At 48.3% G+C, this 17,867-nt stretch carries 18 protein-coding genes; 14 read left to right on the top strand and 4 right to left on the bottom strand.

Going from position 1 to position 17,867, the window contains the following annotated elements; genetic code table 11:
• Positions 1-4: 4 nt before the first annotated feature.
• The 4 genes from KNO78_RS05370 (at position 5) to spo0A (ending at position 3,868) form a co-directional block, all read left to right on the top strand.
• Positions 5-820, top strand: a complete 816-nt coding sequence (locus KNO78_RS05370) for a TlyA family RNA methyltransferase (RefSeq protein WP_214690771.1) — start codon at positions 5-7, stop codon at positions 818-820.
• A 155-nt stretch (positions 821-975) separates the two neighbouring features.
• Positions 976-1,425 (top strand): transcriptional regulator AhrC/ArgR, encoded by a 450-nt coding sequence (gene ahrC / locus KNO78_RS05365; protein WP_012726567.1) that lies wholly within the window; start codon positions 976-978, stop codon positions 1,423-1,425.
• Positions 1,426-1,438: 13 nt separating this feature from the next.
• The gene (gene recN, locus KNO78_RS05360) at positions 1,439-3,136 is read left to right on the top strand and encodes a DNA repair protein RecN (RefSeq protein ID WP_214690772.1); all 1,698 of its coding nucleotides are present in this window, start codon (positions 1,439-1,441) and stop codon (positions 3,134-3,136) included.
• Positions 3,137-3,868: a sporulation transcription factor Spo0A gene (gene spo0A, locus KNO78_RS05355; RefSeq protein ID WP_074036711.1), complete on the top strand. Its 732-nt coding sequence runs from the start codon at positions 3,137-3,139 to the stop codon at positions 3,866-3,868. It begins immediately after the preceding gene.
• Positions 3,869-4,525: 657 nt separating this feature from the next.
• Here spo0A and KNO78_RS05350 read toward each other — a convergent pair.
• Positions 4,526-4,774 carry a DUF2627 domain-containing protein gene (locus KNO78_RS05350; protein WP_031423346.1) on the bottom strand — a complete coding sequence of 83 codons (249 nt, stop codon included), beginning with the start codon at positions 4,772-4,774 and terminating at the stop codon, positions 4,526-4,528.
• Between the two features lie 134 nt (positions 4,775-4,908).
• On the opposite strand from KNO78_RS05350, the gene KNO78_RS05345 reads away from it, so the two are divergent.
• From KNO78_RS05345 to KNO78_RS05310, 8 genes are all read left to right on the top strand, one after another.
• Positions 4,909-6,546: a sigma 54-interacting transcriptional regulator gene (locus KNO78_RS05345; protein ID WP_214690773.1), complete on the top strand. Its 1,638-nt coding sequence runs from the start codon at positions 4,909-4,911 to the stop codon at positions 6,544-6,546.
• A 121-nt stretch (positions 6,547-6,667) separates the two neighbouring features.
• Positions 6,668-7,564, top strand: a complete 897-nt coding sequence (gene yqiS / locus KNO78_RS05340) for a phosphate butyryltransferase (RefSeq protein WP_211782681.1) — start codon at positions 6,668-6,670, stop codon at positions 7,562-7,564.
• 25 nt (positions 7,565-7,589) lie between these two features.
• Positions 7,590-8,711 (top strand): Glu/Leu/Phe/Val family dehydrogenase, encoded by a 1,122-nt coding sequence (locus KNO78_RS05335; protein WP_159562454.1) that lies wholly within the window; start codon positions 7,590-7,592, stop codon positions 8,709-8,711.
• Between the two features lies 1 nt (position 8,712).
• Positions 8,713-9,804 carry a butyrate kinase gene (buk, locus tag KNO78_RS05330; protein WP_214690774.1) on the top strand — a complete coding sequence of 364 codons (1,092 nt, stop codon included), beginning with the start codon at positions 8,713-8,715 and terminating at the stop codon, positions 9,802-9,804.
• Positions 9,788-11,197: a dihydrolipoyl dehydrogenase gene (gene lpdA, locus KNO78_RS05325; protein ID WP_214690775.1), complete on the top strand. Its 1,410-nt coding sequence runs from the start codon at positions 9,788-9,790 to the stop codon at positions 11,195-11,197. The genes buk and lpdA overlap by 17 nt, the downstream gene beginning before the upstream one ends.
• A 12-nt stretch (positions 11,198-11,209) precedes the next feature.
• Positions 11,210-12,217 (top strand): thiamine pyrophosphate-dependent dehydrogenase E1 component subunit alpha, encoded by a 1,008-nt coding sequence (locus KNO78_RS05320; protein WP_374193974.1) that lies wholly within the window; start codon positions 11,210-11,212, stop codon positions 12,215-12,217.
• Positions 12,217-13,194, top strand: a complete 978-nt coding sequence (locus tag KNO78_RS05315; RefSeq protein WP_012726557.1) for an alpha-ketoacid dehydrogenase subunit beta — start codon at positions 12,217-12,219, stop codon at positions 13,192-13,194. Before KNO78_RS05320 ends, KNO78_RS05315 begins: the two co-directional genes overlap by 1 nt.
• Before the next feature lie 12 nt (positions 13,195-13,206).
• Entirely contained in the window at positions 13,207-14,526 is a 1,320-nt protein-coding gene (locus KNO78_RS05310; protein WP_251125248.1) for a dihydrolipoamide acetyltransferase family protein, read from the top strand.
• Positions 14,527-14,566: 40 nt separating this feature from the next.
• On the opposite strand, the gene KNO78_RS05305 is transcribed toward KNO78_RS05310, so the two are convergent.
• From KNO78_RS05305 to KNO78_RS05295, 3 genes are all read right to left on the bottom strand, one after another.
• Positions 14,567-14,782 carry a hypothetical protein gene (locus KNO78_RS05305; protein ID WP_214690776.1) on the bottom strand — a complete coding sequence of 72 codons (216 nt, stop codon included), beginning with the start codon at positions 14,780-14,782 and terminating at the stop codon, positions 14,567-14,569.
• Between the two features lie 16 nt (positions 14,783-14,798).
• Complete coding sequence (locus tag KNO78_RS05300) at positions 14,799-15,179, bottom strand: hypothetical protein (RefSeq protein WP_214690777.1); 381 nt, start codon at positions 15,177-15,179, stop codon at positions 14,799-14,801.
• 118 nt (positions 15,180-15,297) lie between these two features.
• On the bottom strand, positions 15,298-16,071 hold the full coding sequence (locus tag KNO78_RS05295; protein WP_214690778.1) for a sporulation protein: 774 nt from the start codon (positions 16,069-16,071) through the stop codon (positions 15,298-15,300).
• A 99-nt stretch (positions 16,072-16,170) separates the two neighbouring features.
• Here KNO78_RS05295 and KNO78_RS05290 point away from each other — a divergent pair, with 99 nt between their 5' ends.
• Both KNO78_RS05290 and KNO78_RS05285 read left to right on the top strand, forming a co-directional pair.
• The gene (locus tag KNO78_RS05290) at positions 16,171-17,355 is read left to right on the top strand and encodes a class I SAM-dependent methyltransferase (RefSeq protein WP_214690779.1); all 1,185 of its coding nucleotides are present in this window, start codon (positions 16,171-16,173) and stop codon (positions 17,353-17,355) included.
• 35 nt (positions 17,356-17,390) lie between these two features.
• Positions 17,391-17,819, top strand: a complete 429-nt coding sequence (locus KNO78_RS05285) for a BrxA/BrxB family bacilliredoxin (RefSeq protein WP_012726551.1) — start codon at positions 17,391-17,393, stop codon at positions 17,817-17,819.
• Positions 17,820-17,867 lie beyond the last annotated feature (48 nt).

Below are 17,867 nucleotides of genomic sequence, written 5' to 3'. Positions count from 1 at the left end.
GATTATGGAAAAAAGAAAGAAAACTAGATTAGATGTATTGCTCGTCGAACGTGGACTTGCTGAAACACGGGAAAAGGCAAAACGGTCGGTCATGGCCGGTCTCGTCTATAGTGGGACAGAACGTCTAGACAAGGCGGGCGATAAAGTGTTTGATGATATCCCTCTCGAAGTGAAGGGTCAAGTTCTTCCTTATGTTGGACGTGGCGGCTTGAAGCTCGAGAAAGCGCTCCACGTCTTCCCGCTCGATGTCTTTGGACGAGTCGGAATCGACATCGGCTCATCGACGGGTGGGTTCACGGACTGTGCGCTTCAAAACGGCGCGACTCAAATGTACGCGGTCGATGTCGGCTATAATCAGCTTGCCTGGAAACTACGGAGCGATGATCGCGTCGTCGTCATGGAGCGGATGAACTTCCGCCACGCGACGGCCGATCAGTTCCCGATTCAACCAGATTTCGCAACGATTGACGTCTCTTTTATCTCGCTTCGTCTGATGGTGCCACCGTTGAAACAAATTTTGAAGCAAGACGGTGTCGTCATGGCGCTCGTCAAACCTCAATTTGAAGCAGGGAAGGCCGATGTCGGGAAAAAAGGAATTGTTCGGGACCGTAACGTCCATGAACGAGTCGCAAGCGATATGGTCCGATACTTCGCATCGGAAGGCTTCTTTGTCGAAGCTTTGGATTACTCTCCAATCACTGGAGGGGATGGGAACATCGAGTTTCTTCTCTTCGCTCGGTACACAGGAGTAGGTGGCGTCTCGCCATCGCTACAAGTCGAAGAGGTCGTAAACGCGGCCCATGCCAAACTTAAGGGATAAAATGATGCTACAGACCTCGTTGTCTGTAGCTTTTTCCTTTACTCGTCTACTAGATGGGGAATGGTGGAAATCCCACCTGGAATGCTAGACCTTTTTTCGACAATACTTTAGAATGATAATGTGTATGTGAAACGAAAAATGAGGTGTCAGCGCTTATGAACAAAGGACAGCGATTGATTAAAATTCGAGACATCGTGACGAATCGAGAAATCGAGACGCAAGATGAGTTGGTGGATGAGCTACGTCGCTCGGGGTATCCAGTCACACAGGCAACCGTGTCTCGGGATATTAAAGAGTTACATCTGGTCAAAGTCCCATTGAACGATGGACGATATAAGTATAGTCTGCCTGCCGATCAACGCTTTAATCCATACGGGAAAATGAAGCGAATCCTTAGTGACAGCTTCGTCTCGGTCGATTCTGCACAAAATTTGGTCGTCATGAAAGTGCTCCCGGGAAATGCTGATGCAATCGGCGTCTTGATTGATCATCTATCATGGGATGAATTGATTGGGACGGTGTGTGGAGATGATACGATTTTAATGATTGCACGCGACGAAGAGAAGGCGAAGCAAATCATCGATCGACTACTCGGAATGTTATGAGGTGAACGTACGTATGTTAGCAGAACTATCAATCAAACAGTTTGCGATTATTGACGAATTAAACATTCCGTTTAATCGAGGTATGACTGTGCTCACGGGTGAGACAGGTGCCGGTAAATCGATCTTGTTGGATGCGATTGGATTGCTTGTTGGAGGACGTGGCTCAAGTGAGTTCGTGCGATATGGTCAAGATAAAGCTGAAATCGAAGGTCTGTTCATGATTGAACCGGATCACCCGGTCATCGAAGCGGCCGAACAATATGGCATCGATGTTGAAGATGGGACAGTCATCTTACGTCGAGACCTACATAGTAGCGGGAAGAGTGTCTGCCGTGTGAACGGGAAAATGATGCCGCTCTCGACGTTACGGGAGTTCGGACGGCTCCTGGTCGATATTCACGGTCAACATGAACATCAACATTTAATGGATGCGGAATTTCACCTTGGCATATTAGACCATTTCGCCGAAAAAGAAATCAGTCCGTTAGTCGAGGAATATCAAACGGCATTTGCGGCCTGGAAACAAGTCGCCGATGAATTGAAGCGTCTTAGTCAAAGTGAGCAGGAGCTTGCTCAACGAATGGATCTTTTGTCGTTTCAAACGAAAGAAATCGAAGCGGCTGAATTAAAAGTTGGGGAAGAACAGGCGTTGACAGAAGAACGGGATGAATTGGCCAACTTTGAACGCATTCATCAACACATTCGTCTCTCGTATGAGGCGGTTGCCGAGGAGTCAAATGGACTCGATCAAATCGGAGTGGCGATGCGCGAGATGGAAGAGGCGTCACAGCTCTCTTCGTCTTTGACATCTGTATCGGAGACAATCTCTAACGCTTATTATTTGTTGGAGGATGCAAAGTTTCAACTCCGGGACCAGTTAGATTCGCTCGAATTTGACCCGATTCGATTGGATGAGATTGAGTCACGATTGGCTCTTTTCCAGCAATTGAAACGAAAGTATGGGACGACCATCGAAGAAGTCATCACCTATGGCGAACAAGTGTCGGATGAATTGAAGTCGATGACGAACCGGGAAGAGCATTTACAAACGCTCTCAGATGAACTCATTCGATTAGAGCAAATTGCAAGAGAAGCTGGCAAGAGACTGTCTTCAGCGCGTAAGATGGCTGCGGAGTCGCTTCAGCATGCGATTCATCGAGAGTTGAAAGAACTATATATGGAAAAAACAGCGTTCGAGGTCCGTTTTAAAACTACATCGCTTAAACAAGATGGTTTAGATGACGTAGAGTTTTACATGATGACGAACGTTGGAGAACCGTTCAAACCACTCGCAAAAGTCGCTTCAGGAGGAGAGCTTTCCCGTGTCATGCTCGCACTCAAATCAATCTTCTCAAGAACGGTCGGAGTGGCCTCCATTATTTTTGACGAGGTCGACACAGGGGTCTCTGGACGTGTCGCGCAGGCGATGGGTGAAAAAATCTTCCGACTTTCTGTCGGCTCTCAAGTCCTCTGTATCACGCACTTGGCACAAGTTGCTGCGATGGCAGACCAACATCTTTACATTACTAAAACCGAAACGAATGAACGGACGAAAACAAATGTGACGTCCCTCGACCGTGAAAGTCGAATCGACGAATTGGGTCGCATGATTGCTGGCGCTCAAATGACAGACTTGACGAAGCAACACGTCGAAGAATTACTTGAGATGTCACAACAAGTAAAACAGAAGTTCATCAAAGGAGTGTCATAAGTGATTACATTATGTATTGCGGACGACAATCGAGAAATCGTCGATTTGTTGAGCCGACAACTAGAATCTGAGCCTGATCTTCGTGTCGTAGGTACGGCACACGATGGAGAAACATGCTTGGATGTCGTCAAGACACACCAACCGGATGTACTCTTACTCGATATTATCATGCCGCATTTGGATGGAATCGGAGTATTGCAACGCCTAAATGAAGAATTAGGTGATGACAAACCGGAAGTGATCATGTTGAGCGCGTTTGGAAAAGATGAAGTGACGAAACAGGCCGTGCAACTCGGGGCCTCTTATTTTCTCGTCAAACCGTTCAATATTCAACAGTTATTAACGAAAATTCGTGAATTGTCAGAAGGAACAAATCGAGAATTCGACGGAATGACGCCAGAAGAAATTGAAATCTCACTCCTGCTTCAGCAACTCGGAATCTCTCCGCGAATCAAAGGGTTCAAGTATATCCGTCAAGCTGTCATTTACGTGCGAGAACGGCAAGATTTGCTCGGTCTCATCACGAAAGAATTATATCCGATGGTCGCAAAAGAGCATGAGACGACATCTTCTCGTGTAGAACGAGCAATGCGTCATGCAATCAAGACGGCATGGGAGAACGGCATGCGCGATCATGAGATGTTCGAAGGGCGACCGGAGCGTGAGCGAAGCCCGAAAAACTCGGAGTTTATCTCGTACTTCGTCACGTATGTATCGTTTAAGAATAATTGAATCATTTCATGAGGACTAAGTCGTGATGGGACTTAGTCTTTTTTGATGAAACAATTACTTTCAGATTTATTTACTTTATGAAAGAAAGCGCTTGCAAAATGATGGGCCTTTGTTATAATAAAGATGTACCAAGTTACTTGGACAAGCGTCAGATGAACGCTTTTCAAACTTGTTCCGGAGCAACGTTTGAAGAAACCAAATCATCTCGGTTCGCTATCCGATTATAGCTCAGAGGTGGGAACGACACCTCAAGTCGTTAATGTCCCGACGTGAGGTCGCGACAGTCGCTCATTCGCGAGGCGATTCTATCATCAACTCGAAGCTAGGGGTTGATATAGGAAAAAACAATCGTTCAGTTGACCAAAAGGAGTGTTGTCAACCGTTGAACAGTTTATGGCAAGCGTTCGACTTCACGATGGATGGTTCGACATGATCCGATAAGTAAATCAGTTAGTAACTCGAATGGTAAGATTCCGTTCACGCAAGACGGCAGTTACTAAAGTTCTTTCATACTTCTTCATTAAGAAGACGTTGGATTTCATGTCAAAGTAAGTAACGTAGTTTGAAAGGAGATCATCCGTAGTGATCACAATTCAATATGAATAAAAGGTTCCGCACTTGAAATGAAGTCAAGTTAGGGAACCTTTTTTTGTGTGCTTATGAGTCGAGGCGTTGTACTTTTCCTGTTTTTTTGTCGCGGTTAAAAATATAGCCGGCTACAAATCCGATCCCGCCCATGGCGAGCAGAAGCCCAAAGGTGCCCTGCAACATGGAGGCGGCAGCGAGTGAATCGAACCATGAAAACGGTGCGCTCGTCTTCAAAAAGAAGCTATCGCGTAGCAATTTGATTCCGTAAACACCTAATAACCCAGGGACGATTAAGATTAGAAGCGCGATAAAACGCATGCAATCTCCTCCTTTACCATACATTATTTTAACAGAAATCGATCTGTTCGACACGGTCTATTTTTGGGCAGCTTGCGAATCAGGTGAGGATTCAGTAGCATGAAATAGAGAAGAGAGTTGATGGGGGAATCGGTATGAATAAACGATTGATGATTGTCGGAGCTGGTAAAGGCGGGACTGAGGTATTAAATATGTTGATGGATTCACCATTGGCGACCATTATCGCGGTTGTAGATTCTGATGCATCTGCCGAAGGAATAGCCTTTGCTAAAAGTTATGGCATATCTGTGGCGGACGATTGGAAACAGTATGCGGATGCGACTCTAGATTTTGTCATCGAAACGACGGGGAAGCATCAAACGTTTGAACAATTAAAGGATCATTTCAAAGATGCGGTCGTCTTACCAGGGGAATTTATTCGGATTGTGGTCGAACGATTGAAACAGAATCAACAAATGCTCGAGGCCATCATTGAATGTACGAGTGAGGCCATCTCGGTCGCAGATCATCACGGTAACACGATTTTGATCAATCCGTCTTATACACGGTTGACCGGATTCAAAAAAGAAGATGTGGTCGACAAACCAGCGACGGCAGATATCGGGATGCAGGAAAGCGTCCATTTAAAAGTACTATCGACCGGGCAAGGCGTTCGGGACATCCGGATGCAAATTGGGGCGACGAGACGAGATATTCTTGTGAATGCAGAACCGATCATCGTCGAAGGAAAGTTGCGAGGCTCGGTTGGGGTCATCCGTGACGTATCTCAAATTCGTGCCCTACGTGATGAATTGCAGGAAGCAAAAACACGCATCCGGAATCTAGAAGCCAAATATCAGTTTGCCGATATCATTGCTACGAGTGACGCCATGCGATTTGTCATCGAGCAGGCGAAACTTGCCGCTGTGACCCCAGTGACGGTATTGATTCGCGGAGAATCGGGAACAGGAAAAGAACTGTTCGCCCATGCCATTCACGGGGAATCTCCTCGAAAATATAAAAAGTTCATTCGCGTGAACTGTGCGGCGATTTCACCTACCCTTCTTGAAAGTGAGCTATTCGGTTATGAAGATGGAGCCTTCAGTGGAGCTAAACGAGGCGGGAAAACCGGATATTTCGAAGAAGCGGATGGCGGATCACTCTTTCTAGACGAAATCGGAGAGCTCCCTCTTGATGTCCAAGTGAAGCTTTTACGTGTCCTTCAGGAAAATGAAATTGTCCGTGTCGGAGGGACGACGGCAATCCCAATCGATGTCCGAATCATTGCCGCAACGAATGCCGATCTCGAACAAAAAGTAGCAGACGGAACATTCCGGGAAGATTTGTATTACCGAATCAATCGGATGCCGATCCATATCCCACCATTACGTGAGCGACTGAATGAACTCGAGGCACTATGTGAACGGATGATCCGGAAACTGAATCAAGAATACGGTCGTAGTGTACGTGGCGTTGACGAAGATGCCTTAACATTACTGAAGAGCCAGCATTGGAAAGGGAATGTGCGAGAACTGGAGAATGTGATCGGTCGTGCGATGATTTATATGGCAAGCTCCGAACAGTGGATTGCCCCACATCATTTGCAGTTATCCAATCGTTCCACGAGTCAAAAAGTAGTCGAATCTGGAACGTTTCACGAGGCAGTTGCAAAATATGAACGCGATTTGATTGAACGAGCAATTGAAGAGGCAAGTGGCAACAAATCAGAAGCAGCCCGCCGATTGAAGATTTCGATTCGAACATTATACAACAAGCTCGACACTACGCAATAATTTGCAGGAAAATTTATGCATGGTAAGCATTAATTTGCAGGGTCATCCGCATTATAAAGCGCTTACAATTTAGGAAACAAACTTGCTTATGATATAGTGTAGAGAGCAAGGGGGGACAATGATGAATTTTGAACGGATGCTGACGAACGCAAAAGAGTTAGAAGGCTGTACCGTGTCCATTGCGGGGGCAGCGGACGAAGAAGTCATCCGGGCCGTAAAACTCGCTACGGATCATGGACTGTCACGCTTCATTTTGTTCGGTGAAGCTCGAGAGATCCGAAAGTTATGTGAACAGCATGGAATCGATGAGTCAGCCGTCGATATTTTACATGCGAAAGGTGACGTTGAGATTGCGCGACGTGCCGCATTAGCTGTGAAAAATAAAGAGGCGGACGTCCTCATGAAGGGGATGGTGTCGACATCGACATTTATGAAAGCCGTCCTTAATCGTGAAGCTGGACTCCGTACGAAGCGGACGCTCAGCCACATCGCACTATTCCAAATTCCGAATCGTGAAAAGTTGATTGGAGTGACGGATGCGGCGATTCATATCGCACCAACACTCGAAGAGAAGGTCGAAATTATTCACAATGCGGTAGAAGCGATGCATGACATCGGTTACGAATCGCCGAAAGTCGCAGCCATTGGAGCAGTCGAGGTAGTCAATCCACAAATGAATGCGACTCTCGATGCGGCACTACTTAGCCAAATGAATCGACGTGGACAAATCAAGGGCTGTGTCGTAGATGGACCGCTCGCGCTCGACAACGCTGTCGACATGGTCGCAGCAAAGCAAAAAGGAATCAACAGTGAAGTTGCCGGTCAAGCCGATTTATTAGTCGTACCTTACATAGAGGTCGGCAACGTCCTTTATAAATCAATCATGTATTTCGCAGAGGCGAGCGTAGCGGCGATTGTCGTCGGCGCATCTGCCCCTGTTGTATTGACAAGTCGTGCCGATACTGCCGAAGCGAAGCTATATTCCCTCGCATTCGCTTTGTTACATGCTAAACATTAATCATACTTAACAGGAGGAATTAATCATGATGGAAACAAACACAGAGCCACGCTTCCGTATTTTTGATGTCTTACAATCTGAGGACTATGAGCAAATCGTATTTTGCCAAGACCAAGCGTCTGGACTAAAGGCGATCATCGCCATCCATGACACGACGCTCGGGCCAGCTCTCGGTGGACTACGTATGTGGAACTATGAATCAGAACAAGAGGCACTCACGGATGTGTTGCGTCTCGCAAAAGGAATGACATATAAAAATGCTGCAGCGGGTCTCAACCTTGGGGGCGGGAAGGCCGTCATCATCGGAAATGCGAAGACAGATAAATCAGAGGCGCTCTTCCGTGCATTCGGACGATATGTTCAATCTCTTAGTGGTCGTTACATCACGGCTGAAGATGTAAATACAACAGTTGCCGACATGGACTTCATTCACATGGAAACGGATTACGTCACGGGCGTCAGTCCTGCATTCGGTTCAAGTGGTAACCCTTCACCGGTCACGGCATATGGTGTGTATCGTGGAATGAAAGCTGCTGCGAAATGGAAATTCGGGACTGAGTCGCTCGCAGGGAAAACCGTCGCTGTTCAAGGTGTTGGAAACGTTGCCTACAACTTGTGCCGTCACCTCCACGAAGAGGGTGCTCATTTGATTGTGACCGACATCAATGAGGAAGCACTCAAACGTGCAGAAGCAGACTTTGGTGCGACGGTCGTCAAACCAGATGAGATTTATGCGGTCGAATGTGACATTTTCGCTCCATGCGCTCTCGGTGCTGTCATCAACGACAAAACAATTCCACAATTGAAAGCACAAATCGTCGCAGGTGCTGCCAACAACCAATTGGCAGAAGATCGTCACGGAGACGTGCTCGACGAAAATGGAATTCTATATGCACCAGACTTCGTCATTAATGCAGGTGGTGTCATCAACGTCGCGGACGAACTTGAAGGCTACAACCGTGAACGGGCAATGAAGAAAGTTGAACTCATCTATGACAACATGATGCGCGTCTTTGAAATCGCAGAACGTGATGGTGTGCCAACGCACGTTGCGGCCGATAAGATGGCGGAAGAGCGGATTCACATGATGTCGCGTTCACGCAGTCAGTTCCTTAAAGTTGAAAAAAGCATCCTAGGGAGACGCTAAGATGACAAAACGGCTAATTCTTGCAATCAACCCAGGGTCGACCTCGACGAAAGTTGGATTGTTTGATGGGAAGGAGGAAGTGATGACACGCACGGTCCGACATTCGATCGATGTGACGGGTCTCACACTTCCAGAGCAGTTGCCTCATCGTGAGCAAGAAGTACGCGCCTTGTTAGAAGAGACGGGCATCGCGGTCAATGATTTGACCGCGATCGTCGGTCGTGGTGGCTTGCTTGCACCGATGACGTCAGGCACGTATACAGTCAACGATCTCATGCGTGAAGATTTGACGAGCGGACGTTTTGGGATGCATGCATCGAATCTCGGTGGTCTGATCGCTTCGAAAATCGGGGGAGCTGAAGGGATTCCTAGTTTCATTGTGGATCCGGTCGTCGTCGATGAGATGGGCGAATTGGCCCGAAAGACAGGCATGCCGGAAATCAATCGTCGTAGCATTTTCCATGCCCTCAATCAAAAGGCTGTCGCGAAGCGATTCGCGGTCGAAAATGGAAGCGATTACAATGAGTTGAATCTTATCGTTGCGCATCTTGGTGGAGGAATCACGGTCGGTGCCCATGCGGCAGGTCGAGTCATCGACGTGAATAATGGTCTCGACGGAGATGGACCGCTCGCGCCGGAACGTGCTGGCTCGATTCCTGTTGGACAGGTAGTAGAACTATGTTATAGTACCAGGTATAAAGAATCGGAAATGAAAAAGAAAATTGTCGGTCAAGGTGGTCTGTTTGCTCATCTCGGTACATTCGATGCCATTGAAATCGAGCAACGGGTTGAATCAGGTGATGACGAGGCGAGACTGTTGTATGAGACGATGGCTTATCGTGTCGCTCAAGAGATTTCAAAACACGGCGCGACATTATGTGGTCGTGTGGATGCCATCTTACTGACGGGCGGAATCGCATATTCCGAGTGGCTGACTGAAAAAATCAAGGAGCGTGTCACTTATCTCGCGCCGGTACACGTGTATCCGGGTGAAGATGAGCTTAAAGCGTTGGCTGAAGGTGCACTTCGCGTCATCGAGAACGAAGAGACCGCACGAGTTTATGAGGGGGATACACATGGCACGAGAATTTGATGTTGTCGTCATCGGTGGAGGACCAGGAGGATATGTGGCTGCAATCAAGGCGGCCCAGGCAGGAAAATCTGTCGCAATCGTCGAGGCGAGAAAGTTAGGTGGCACCTGCTTACATAGAGGATGCATCCCGACGAAGGCGCTTTTAAAAGCTGCACATGTTTATCAAACAGCGAAGCAAAGTGCGACATATGGCGTTGAGACGGGAGATGTGACGTTCAATATGGAACGCGCTCAAACGTATAAGCGTGATCTTGTGGCTGGACTAGAAAAGGGAATCGAACATTTGATGAAACAAGGGAAAATCGAAGTGTTCCGCGGAAAGGCCTCTATTCTTGGACCAAGTATCTTCTCACCACAACCAGGGACTGTATCCGTTGAGGATGAAAGCGGTGAATCAGAACTGATTTTGCCGAATCAACTGATTATCGCAACAGGGTCGATTCCTCGTGAACTTCCTGGATTGCCGTTCGATCACAAACGGATTTTGAATTCGGACGACCTCCTCAATTTTGAAACGCTACCTGAATCGATTGCGATTGTCGGTGGAGGGGTCATTGGAGTCGAATGGGCGTCCATGCTCGTCGACCTTGATGTGAACGTGACATTGATCGAAGTAGGCGATCGATTACTCCCACTCGAGGACAATGCAGTCTCGCGTGAAGTGGAGCGTCTTTTGAAAAAGCGCGGGGTCCGCGTGAAGAAGAGCGTGACGGTCGACGCTGAACGTACATCGATTCACGACGATGCGGTGGAGCTCGCTGTAGGTGAGGAGATGTTGAGCGTGGACTGTGTCCTCGTCTCAGTGGGGCGTGTCGCCAATACGGAAGACTTAGGTCTTCAAAACACGTCAATCGTCGTAGAGAACGGTATCATTCAAGTCGATAGCCAGTATCGGACGAAGGAACGTCATATCTTCGCAATTGGAGACTGTATCGGGAAGTTACAACTCGCCCACGTCGCGTCGGCAGAAGGTGTGAAAGCGGTCGAGACGATTCTTGGTCTTGAGCCGACACCGCTCGATTATGCGCTCATTCCACGCTGTGTATACAGTGTCCCTGAAGTCGCTTCGGTCGGTTTGACAGAAGAAGCGGCAAAAGAGGCTGGACATGATGTGAAGACGGGGACGTATCGATTCAACGGACTCGGGAAAGCGCGGATTGAAGGACAAGCCGACGGATTCGTCAAACTCGTTTCGGACAAAGAAACAGACGACCTTCTCGGTGTTCATATCGTAGGACCGAAAGCGACCGAACTCATCACAGAAGGTGGACTCGCGCTCGTCTTGAACGCGACGGCTTGGGAGATGGGACAACTTGTGCACCCGCATCCTGCACTGAGCGAAGCCTTCCAAGAAGCGGCTCTTGCCGTCGATGGATTACCGATTCACGCCTAAGGAGGAACAAGGATGGAACAGATGACTGTAAACTCATATGAAGAGCTTGGTTTAACGAAACAAGATTTATTGGCGATGTACGAAACGATGGTACGTGCTCGCAAAATCGATGAACGGATGTGGAAGTTGAACCGCGCCGGAAAAATCCCATTCGTCGTCTCATGTCAAGGACAAGAAGCGGCGCAAGTCGGTGCGGCGTTCGCACTCGAGAAAGGAATCGACTACGTCTTGCCTTACTATCGTGATGTGGCGGTCGTCCTTCACTTCGGTCAAACATCAAGAGATTTAATGTTATCGGCATTCGCGAAAGCGGAAGATCCAAACTCAGGTGGTCGTCAGATGCCTGGTCACTTCGGTTCGAAAGAGCATCGCATCGTAACGGGTTCGTCTCCGGTCACGACACAAGTCCCTCATGCAGTCGGGATCGCACTTGCGGCGAAGATGAAAAAAGAAGAACTCGTCACGTTCGTTTCGTTCGGAGAAGGGTCTTCGAACCAAGGAGACTTCCATGAAGGCGCAAACTTTGCAGGTGTCCACAAGTTGCCGGTCATCTTGTTCTGTGAGAATAACAAGTATGCGATTTCGGTTCCGCTTACGAAACAGTTGGCATGTGAGCGCGTATCAGACCGTGCAAAAGGTTACGGCATGCCAGGTGTGACAGTCGACGGGACAGACCCGATCGCCGTCTATGCGGTCGTGAAGGAAGCGCGTGAACGTGCACTTCGCGGAGAAGGACCGACATTAATCGAAGCAGAAGTTGAACGTCTCGTGCCACACTCATCGGATGACGATGACAAAGCGTACCGTTCAGCTGAAGAATTGGCTGGGTTAAAAGAGCGGGATGGTATTCAATTGTTCCGTCAACGACTTGTGAACGACGGAATCGCAACAGCGGAGACACTTGCTGAAATCGATGCACAAATCGATGCTGAAGTGAATGAAGCGACGACATATGCGGACAAAGCACCGTATGCATCGCCTGAATCTGCACTAGATTACGTCTATGAGGAGGAAAAATGATGAAAACGTTTATCGAAGCGATCAATGAAGCGATTCATGAAGAAATGGAGCGCGACGAAAACGTCTTCGTCGTCGGGGAAGACGTCGGCGTTCGTGGTGGTGTATTCCGAGCCACTCAAGGATTGATTGAAAAGTATGGAGAGGATCGTGTCATCGACGCACCGCTCGCTGAGAGTGCGATTGCCGGAGTCGGGGTCGGAGCTGCCATGTACGGCATGCGACCGATCGCAGAAATGCAATTCGCAGACTTTATCATGCCAGCAGTGAACCAAATCGTTTCAGAAGCGGCAAAAATTCGGTACCGTTCAAACAACGATTGGACGTGTCCGATGGTCATCCGAGCTCCTTTCGGTGGGGGCATTCACGGGGCACTCTATCACTCGCAATCGGTCGAGGCGATGTTCAGTTCGACGCCAGGTCTGAAAGTCGTCATTCCATCAGACCCAGTCGATGCGAAGGGGTTGTTGAAAGCAGCAATCCGTTCGAACGACCCTGTTCTTTTCTTTGAACATAAGCGCGCCTATCGTCTTTTGAAGGCAGACTTGCCGACGGACGAATATACGGTTGAAATCGGTAAGGCTGCGGTTAAACGGGAAGGTGACGATATCACGATCATCACGTACGGTCTTTGCGTGCATATGGCACAAGAGGCTGCGAAAACGCTCGAAGAAGAAGGGATCAGCACGCACATCCTCGATCTTCGTACCGTCTACCCGCTCGACCAAGAAGCGATCATCGAATCGGTCAAGAAGACAGGTAAAGTGCTACTCGTGACAGAGGACAACAAAGAAGGAAGCATCATCGGAGAAGTGGCGGCGATTATCGCGGAGAAGGCGCTCTTCGAACTCGATGCGCCGATTGAGCGTTTGGCTGGCCCCGATGTGCCGGCAATGCCGTATGCACCACCGATGGAAAAATTCTTTATCGTATCCCCAGAAAAAATTGCCGAGCGCGCGCGTCAGCTCGCGGCGTTTTAAGGAGGCATCTCTATGGAACAAACGATTACCATGCCCCAACTTGGGGAGAGTGTGACAGAAGGCACGATCACGACCTATCTCGTCAAACCGGGCGACCGTGTGGAAGAGTATGAACCACTCGCGGAAGTCATGACGGATAAAGTGACGGCCGAGATTCCGGCGACTAGCGCGGGAGTCGTCAAAGAGTTTCTCATTCCAGAAGGGGAGACCGTCAGCGTCGGGACACCGGTATTGACGATGGAAGTTGAAAGTGCGGAGGAAGCCGTAGTTGAGACGAAGACCGAACCGATTGCAGAAACGACACCTGCAGAACCCGTCTCTAAGCAAGCGGTCGCCACTACTCCGAAAAAACAAAGTGGAAACGGTCGATACTCACCTGCTGTCATCCGACTCGCCAACGAGAATGATATCGATTTGAATGAACTGAGCGGAAGCGGTCTAGGCGGTCGGATCACGCGGAAAGATATTCTTCGTTACTTATCAGAAGGACGTCCGGCATCGACTCCTGAGAAAGCGACACAAGCACCTGTCCAAGAGACGATGGTACAAACAAAGATGGACGTTCCGACTGAAGCGCCACGTCCTGTCGTTGAACCGTCACAACCGGTCGCATCATCCTCGACGTCATCTGGACGTTATGAATCGATTCCGACAGCCGGGGTACGTCAAGCGATTGCGAACAATATGGTCCGCTCGAAGCATGAGGCGCCACACGCATGGCTCATGATTGAAGTGGATGTGACGAACCTCGTTGAAGCCCGTGCGAAATTGAAAGACGAGTTCATGAAACGGGAAGGCGTCAAATTGACGTTCATGCCGTTCTTCATGAAGGCTGCCATCGAAGCATTGAAGAAGTATCCGATGATGAACTCGGAATGGGCAGGAGATCACATCAAAGTTCACCAAGACATCCATCTCTCGGTAGCCGTCGCGGCAAACGACGCCCTTTACGTACCGGTCATTCGCCAAGCGGATGAGAAGAACATCAAAGGTCTCGCCGTGGCCCTTCAAGACGTTGCAACGCGAGCGCGTGAGAACCGTTTGAAGGCAGAAGAGATGCGTGGTGGGACGTTCACCATCAACAACACAGGTGCATTTGGTTCGATCCAATCGGCACCGATTTTGAACTACCCACAAGCGGCAATTCTATCAGTCGAGTCGATCGTGAAGCGTCCGGTATGGATGAATGGAATGTTTGCGGCACGCGATATGGTCAACCTTTGTATGTCGGTCGACCACCGTGTCCTCGACGGTCTCGTCGCAGGTCAGTTCTTGCAAGCAATCAAACAATCGCTCGAGTCAATCGACCCGAACACATATACCGTATATTGATTAAAAAATGGAGGCGCTCCCAGTGGGGCGCCTCCATTTTTCATGAGTTATAGCCAAGGAATACCGTGAAGACGAAGCTTGCGGCTGAGATCAGTAGGAGAAGGAACGACAAGGACATGCCTATTGTGACGAGTCCTTTGGAGAGTCGTTGTTTGGATTTATAGAGTGAAAATGCAAACACGAGACTGAATAGGCCGAGCGTCGCGAATAGTGTAAGCGGGATTGCTCGGTCTTGGAGTAACTGAAGTAAATGCAACGTTGAATCATCCTTTCTAATCAAGCGCCTTCTGAAATCGTCGTTGATAGGCAAGATACATCAATCTGCTGACTACGACGAACAGGAGGAGGAAGATCCAGTATATAAAGACATAGTTTAATGAAAATGCAGAGACCCCATCATGTCTGACCGAAGAAATCCAAAGCAAAAGTAGTGAGGCAGGGAAATGAATCAATAGTACAAGATAGGGCATGAACTTCATGAAGGATAAGGCGTTTGTCGACGGATTGCGCATGAGACACATGGCAATCAAACCAATCAGCACTTCGAGCCCACCAAGCGTGAAGAAAGCGAGTGAATCAGAAAGACTAGTCTCTAGAATCGGTAAGGCAAGCGTTGCAAGACCGAAACTCCCGATCATGATTAAAGCAAACAAGATGTAGTCACCTCCAGAAAAGGGTTGATTCCATATGTTGATTGTAAAATAATGGATTATCAAATTCAATACCTCAGAAAAACACGCCATTCATAGAAATGGCGTGTCAGTGAGTTCCTCAAATCGATTGTTCAATCATCGATTCGATGTCGCGACGGACTTCGGCAACTGATAAACGTGCGACGTCATATCGCACACGGTGCGTTGATTCGTCTGAACCCGTCAAATCGGCGAAAAGGCTTCCGAGGTCGTGGACACTGCGGTCGACTTGAATGAGAAGTTCAATCGAACCCTCTTCTTGTAAGATGACGACCTCTACTTCGTCCAATTGTCGACCGAAGCGTGAACCGTTCGCTGAATACTCGAGTTCTTGTGCAATCGGGAGGCGCCCAGAACGATGGCGTGCTGGAAGCATTTCCGTGTCGGCTTTCTTCAAACGGAATCCGAGCTCGTCCATCGCATCTAAAATGACTTGTTGAGCCGCATTCGGTTGTACGGTGATCGCATCCTCATCTTTCGGATCGACGGCTTGGGCGATGTCGAGTCCGGTCTCAATCCATGATTTCGATTGACTCACAGAGAGTGGCGTATTGAACGGGACGTTGACTGTGAACGGGATCTCTTTCACTTCTCCAGGACCAATCATAAACGGTGCCTCATTCAATAAGATTTTTTCAATGGTGAACGTCGAGTATGTCGACTTATCGTTCACCTCATGTTTATACAACGTATTGAAGAAGAGATAGATACTGTCGACGGATTGTTCGACCGAACCGCCTTCTATATGGACGACTCCAGTGAGTTCTCCACCGGGTGAACAGTGGCTCTCATTCAAGCGTGTGTCGACTTTTGCGGCACCGATTCCGATTGATGATAAAATCTTTTTAAACATATGTGTATCCTCCTTTGACGTAACGTCGTCTTCGTGTAATAGTATGTACGGATAGGTGAAACGATATGTTTCAAAATTTCTAAAAAAGGATTGAATCCATTGGAATATAAAGCGTTACAAGAACGTCTCGCAGACGTCTTACAATCAAATCATCTCGTGTCGGCGACCATCAGTCAACCCCGTCAAAAATCTAGCGATCTCAGACGGGTCAAATTGAAACCGGTCATGTTACGAAATGCGTATCATATCCAGTTCGAGTATCAGTATGAGCGGGTGATGAACCATAAAAACTTGACACCAGATGAGGCTGTCACGGAAGTGAATGAGCTTCTCGAAACGTTCCGACAAGGACAGTTTCAGTTAAAAGATTCCGACCTCCAGTTCCAATTATCGAAAAAGTTCAAAGTGACATTGAAAGAAAAGCAGACGGCTCAAAAAGAAGTTCAACTGAGTCACAATCGTGAAAAACAATATGTGCTCCCGCTCGACGAGCCAGTTCCGTTTCTCATTCGACTCGGCATTCAGTCAGCGGACGGGAAAGTGAAGCGTCAAAAGTATGACAAGTTTAAACAAATCAACCGCTTCCTTGAGTTCATTGAGGACTCGCTTAAACACTTGCCGACAGACCGTACCGTCCGAATCTTGGATTTCGGTTCAGGGAAGTCGTATTTGACGTTTGCGCTCTATCATTTCCTTCATGAGATGAAAGGATATGACGTGCATATCACAGGACTCGATTTGAAGAAAGAGGTCATCGAAGAGTGTGCATCGATTGCGAAAGATCTTGGATATGAACGACTCGAATTCTTAGTCGGAGACATTAATGAATATGAAGGGGAAACAGCTGTTGACATGGTCGTGACCCTTCATGCATGTGACGTGGCGACCGATATGGCATTGGCACGTGCTGTCCGTTGGGGCGCGAAAGTCATCTTAAGCGTCCCGTGTTGTCAAAAGGAATTGAATCGTCAAATTCAAGCACCGAATCTAGACGTGATGCTTCAGCACGGATTGATCAAAGAACGGTTCGCCTCACTCGCGACCGATTCGATTCGGGCTGAACTGCTCGGTCTTGTCGGGTATGATGCCCAGCTGCTCGAATTCATCGACCTCGAGCACACCCCGAAAAATATCATGATTCGTGCCTACTTGACGAACCGCCAGGCGACTGCTGAGACGAAGACACGTTACCTCGCCTTTAAACAAATGTTACAGGCAGATCCGTTCTTAGAACGGGAATTAAGCGATAGACTTGTCCTCGAGGTAGAACAAGACGTAAAATAAGGGAGTACAGACGAAATGTCGAAAGGGGAAACAACATGGATTTTCAATTATATTTTCAAGATGTAGTCGAACAAGCGCGTAACGAAGTACGTGCTGCAGGATACACAGAGCTCACGACACCGGAAGAAGTAGACGGTGCGCTGAAAAAAGAAGGGAAGACACTCGTCCTCGTCAACTCGGTTTGTGGGTGTGCAGGCGGGATTGCGCGTCCAGCTGCTGCATATGTGAACAAAATGGAAGGTGTGAAGCCTGATCATTTCGTGACCGTGTTTGCTGGTCAAGACCGTGAAGCGACAGATCGTGCACGTGAGTATTTTGAAGGATATGCACCGTCTTCACCATCGATTGCCCTCCTCGAGGATGGCAACATCGTGACGATGGTAGAGCGTAGTGAAATCGAGTCATCGACTGCTGAAGAACTCGTTGACCAGTTGCAAACATTGTTCGACATCTACTTCGCATAATCAAGCATCGGCGCAAAGGCACTGCCTTTGCGCTTTTGTGAAAAGGGG

The organism is Exiguobacterium sp. s132 (assembly GCF_018617235.1).
Classification (GTDB): domain Bacteria; phylum Bacillota; class Bacilli; order Exiguobacteriales; family Exiguobacteriaceae; genus Exiguobacterium; species Exiguobacterium profundum.
The sequence above is the reverse complement of the archived record's forward strand: the minus strand, read 5'-3'. Positions and strand labels throughout refer to the sequence as shown.

Excerpts from the sequence above, each read along its gene's own strand:
- KNO78_RS05370 (WP_214690771.1), top strand. The coding sequence starts at position 5 with ATGGAAAAAAGAAAGAAAACTAGATTAGATGTATTGCTCGTCGAACGT.
- ahrC (WP_012726567.1), top strand. The coding sequence starts at position 976 with ATGAACAAAGGACAGCGATTGATTAAAATTCGAGACATCGTGACGAAT.
- recN (WP_214690772.1), top strand. The coding sequence starts at position 1,439 with ATGTTAGCAGAACTATCAATCAAACAGTTTGCGATTATTGACGAATTA.
- KNO78_RS05350 (WP_031423346.1), bottom strand. The coding sequence starts at position 4,774 with ATGCGTTTTATCGCGCTTCTAATCTTAATCGTCCCTGGGTTATTAGGT.
- KNO78_RS05345 (WP_214690773.1), top strand. The coding sequence starts at position 4,909 with ATGAATAAACGATTGATGATTGTCGGAGCTGGTAAAGGCGGGACTGAG.
- yqiS (WP_211782681.1), top strand. The coding sequence starts at position 6,668 with ATGAATTTTGAACGGATGCTGACGAACGCAAAAGAGTTAGAAGGCTGT.
- KNO78_RS05335 (WP_159562454.1), top strand. The coding sequence starts at position 7,590 with ATGATGGAAACAAACACAGAGCCACGCTTCCGTATTTTTGATGTCTTA.
- buk (WP_214690774.1), top strand. The coding sequence starts at position 8,713 with ATGACAAAACGGCTAATTCTTGCAATCAACCCAGGGTCGACCTCGACG.
- lpdA (WP_214690775.1), top strand. The coding sequence starts at position 9,788 with ATGGCACGAGAATTTGATGTTGTCGTCATCGGTGGAGGACCAGGAGGA.
- KNO78_RS05320 (WP_374193974.1), top strand. The coding sequence starts at position 11,210 with ATGGAACAGATGACTGTAAACTCATATGAAGAGCTTGGTTTAACGAAA.
- KNO78_RS05315 (WP_012726557.1), top strand. The coding sequence starts at position 12,217 with ATGAAAACGTTTATCGAAGCGATCAATGAAGCGATTCATGAAGAAATG.
- KNO78_RS05310 (WP_251125248.1), top strand. The coding sequence starts at position 13,207 with ATGGAACAAACGATTACCATGCCCCAACTTGGGGAGAGTGTGACAGAA.
- KNO78_RS05295 (WP_214690778.1), bottom strand. The coding sequence starts at position 16,071 with ATGTTTAAAAAGATTTTATCATCAATCGGAATCGGTGCCGCAAAAGTC.
- KNO78_RS05285 (WP_012726551.1), top strand. The coding sequence starts at position 17,391 with ATGGATTTTCAATTATATTTTCAAGATGTAGTCGAACAAGCGCGTAAC.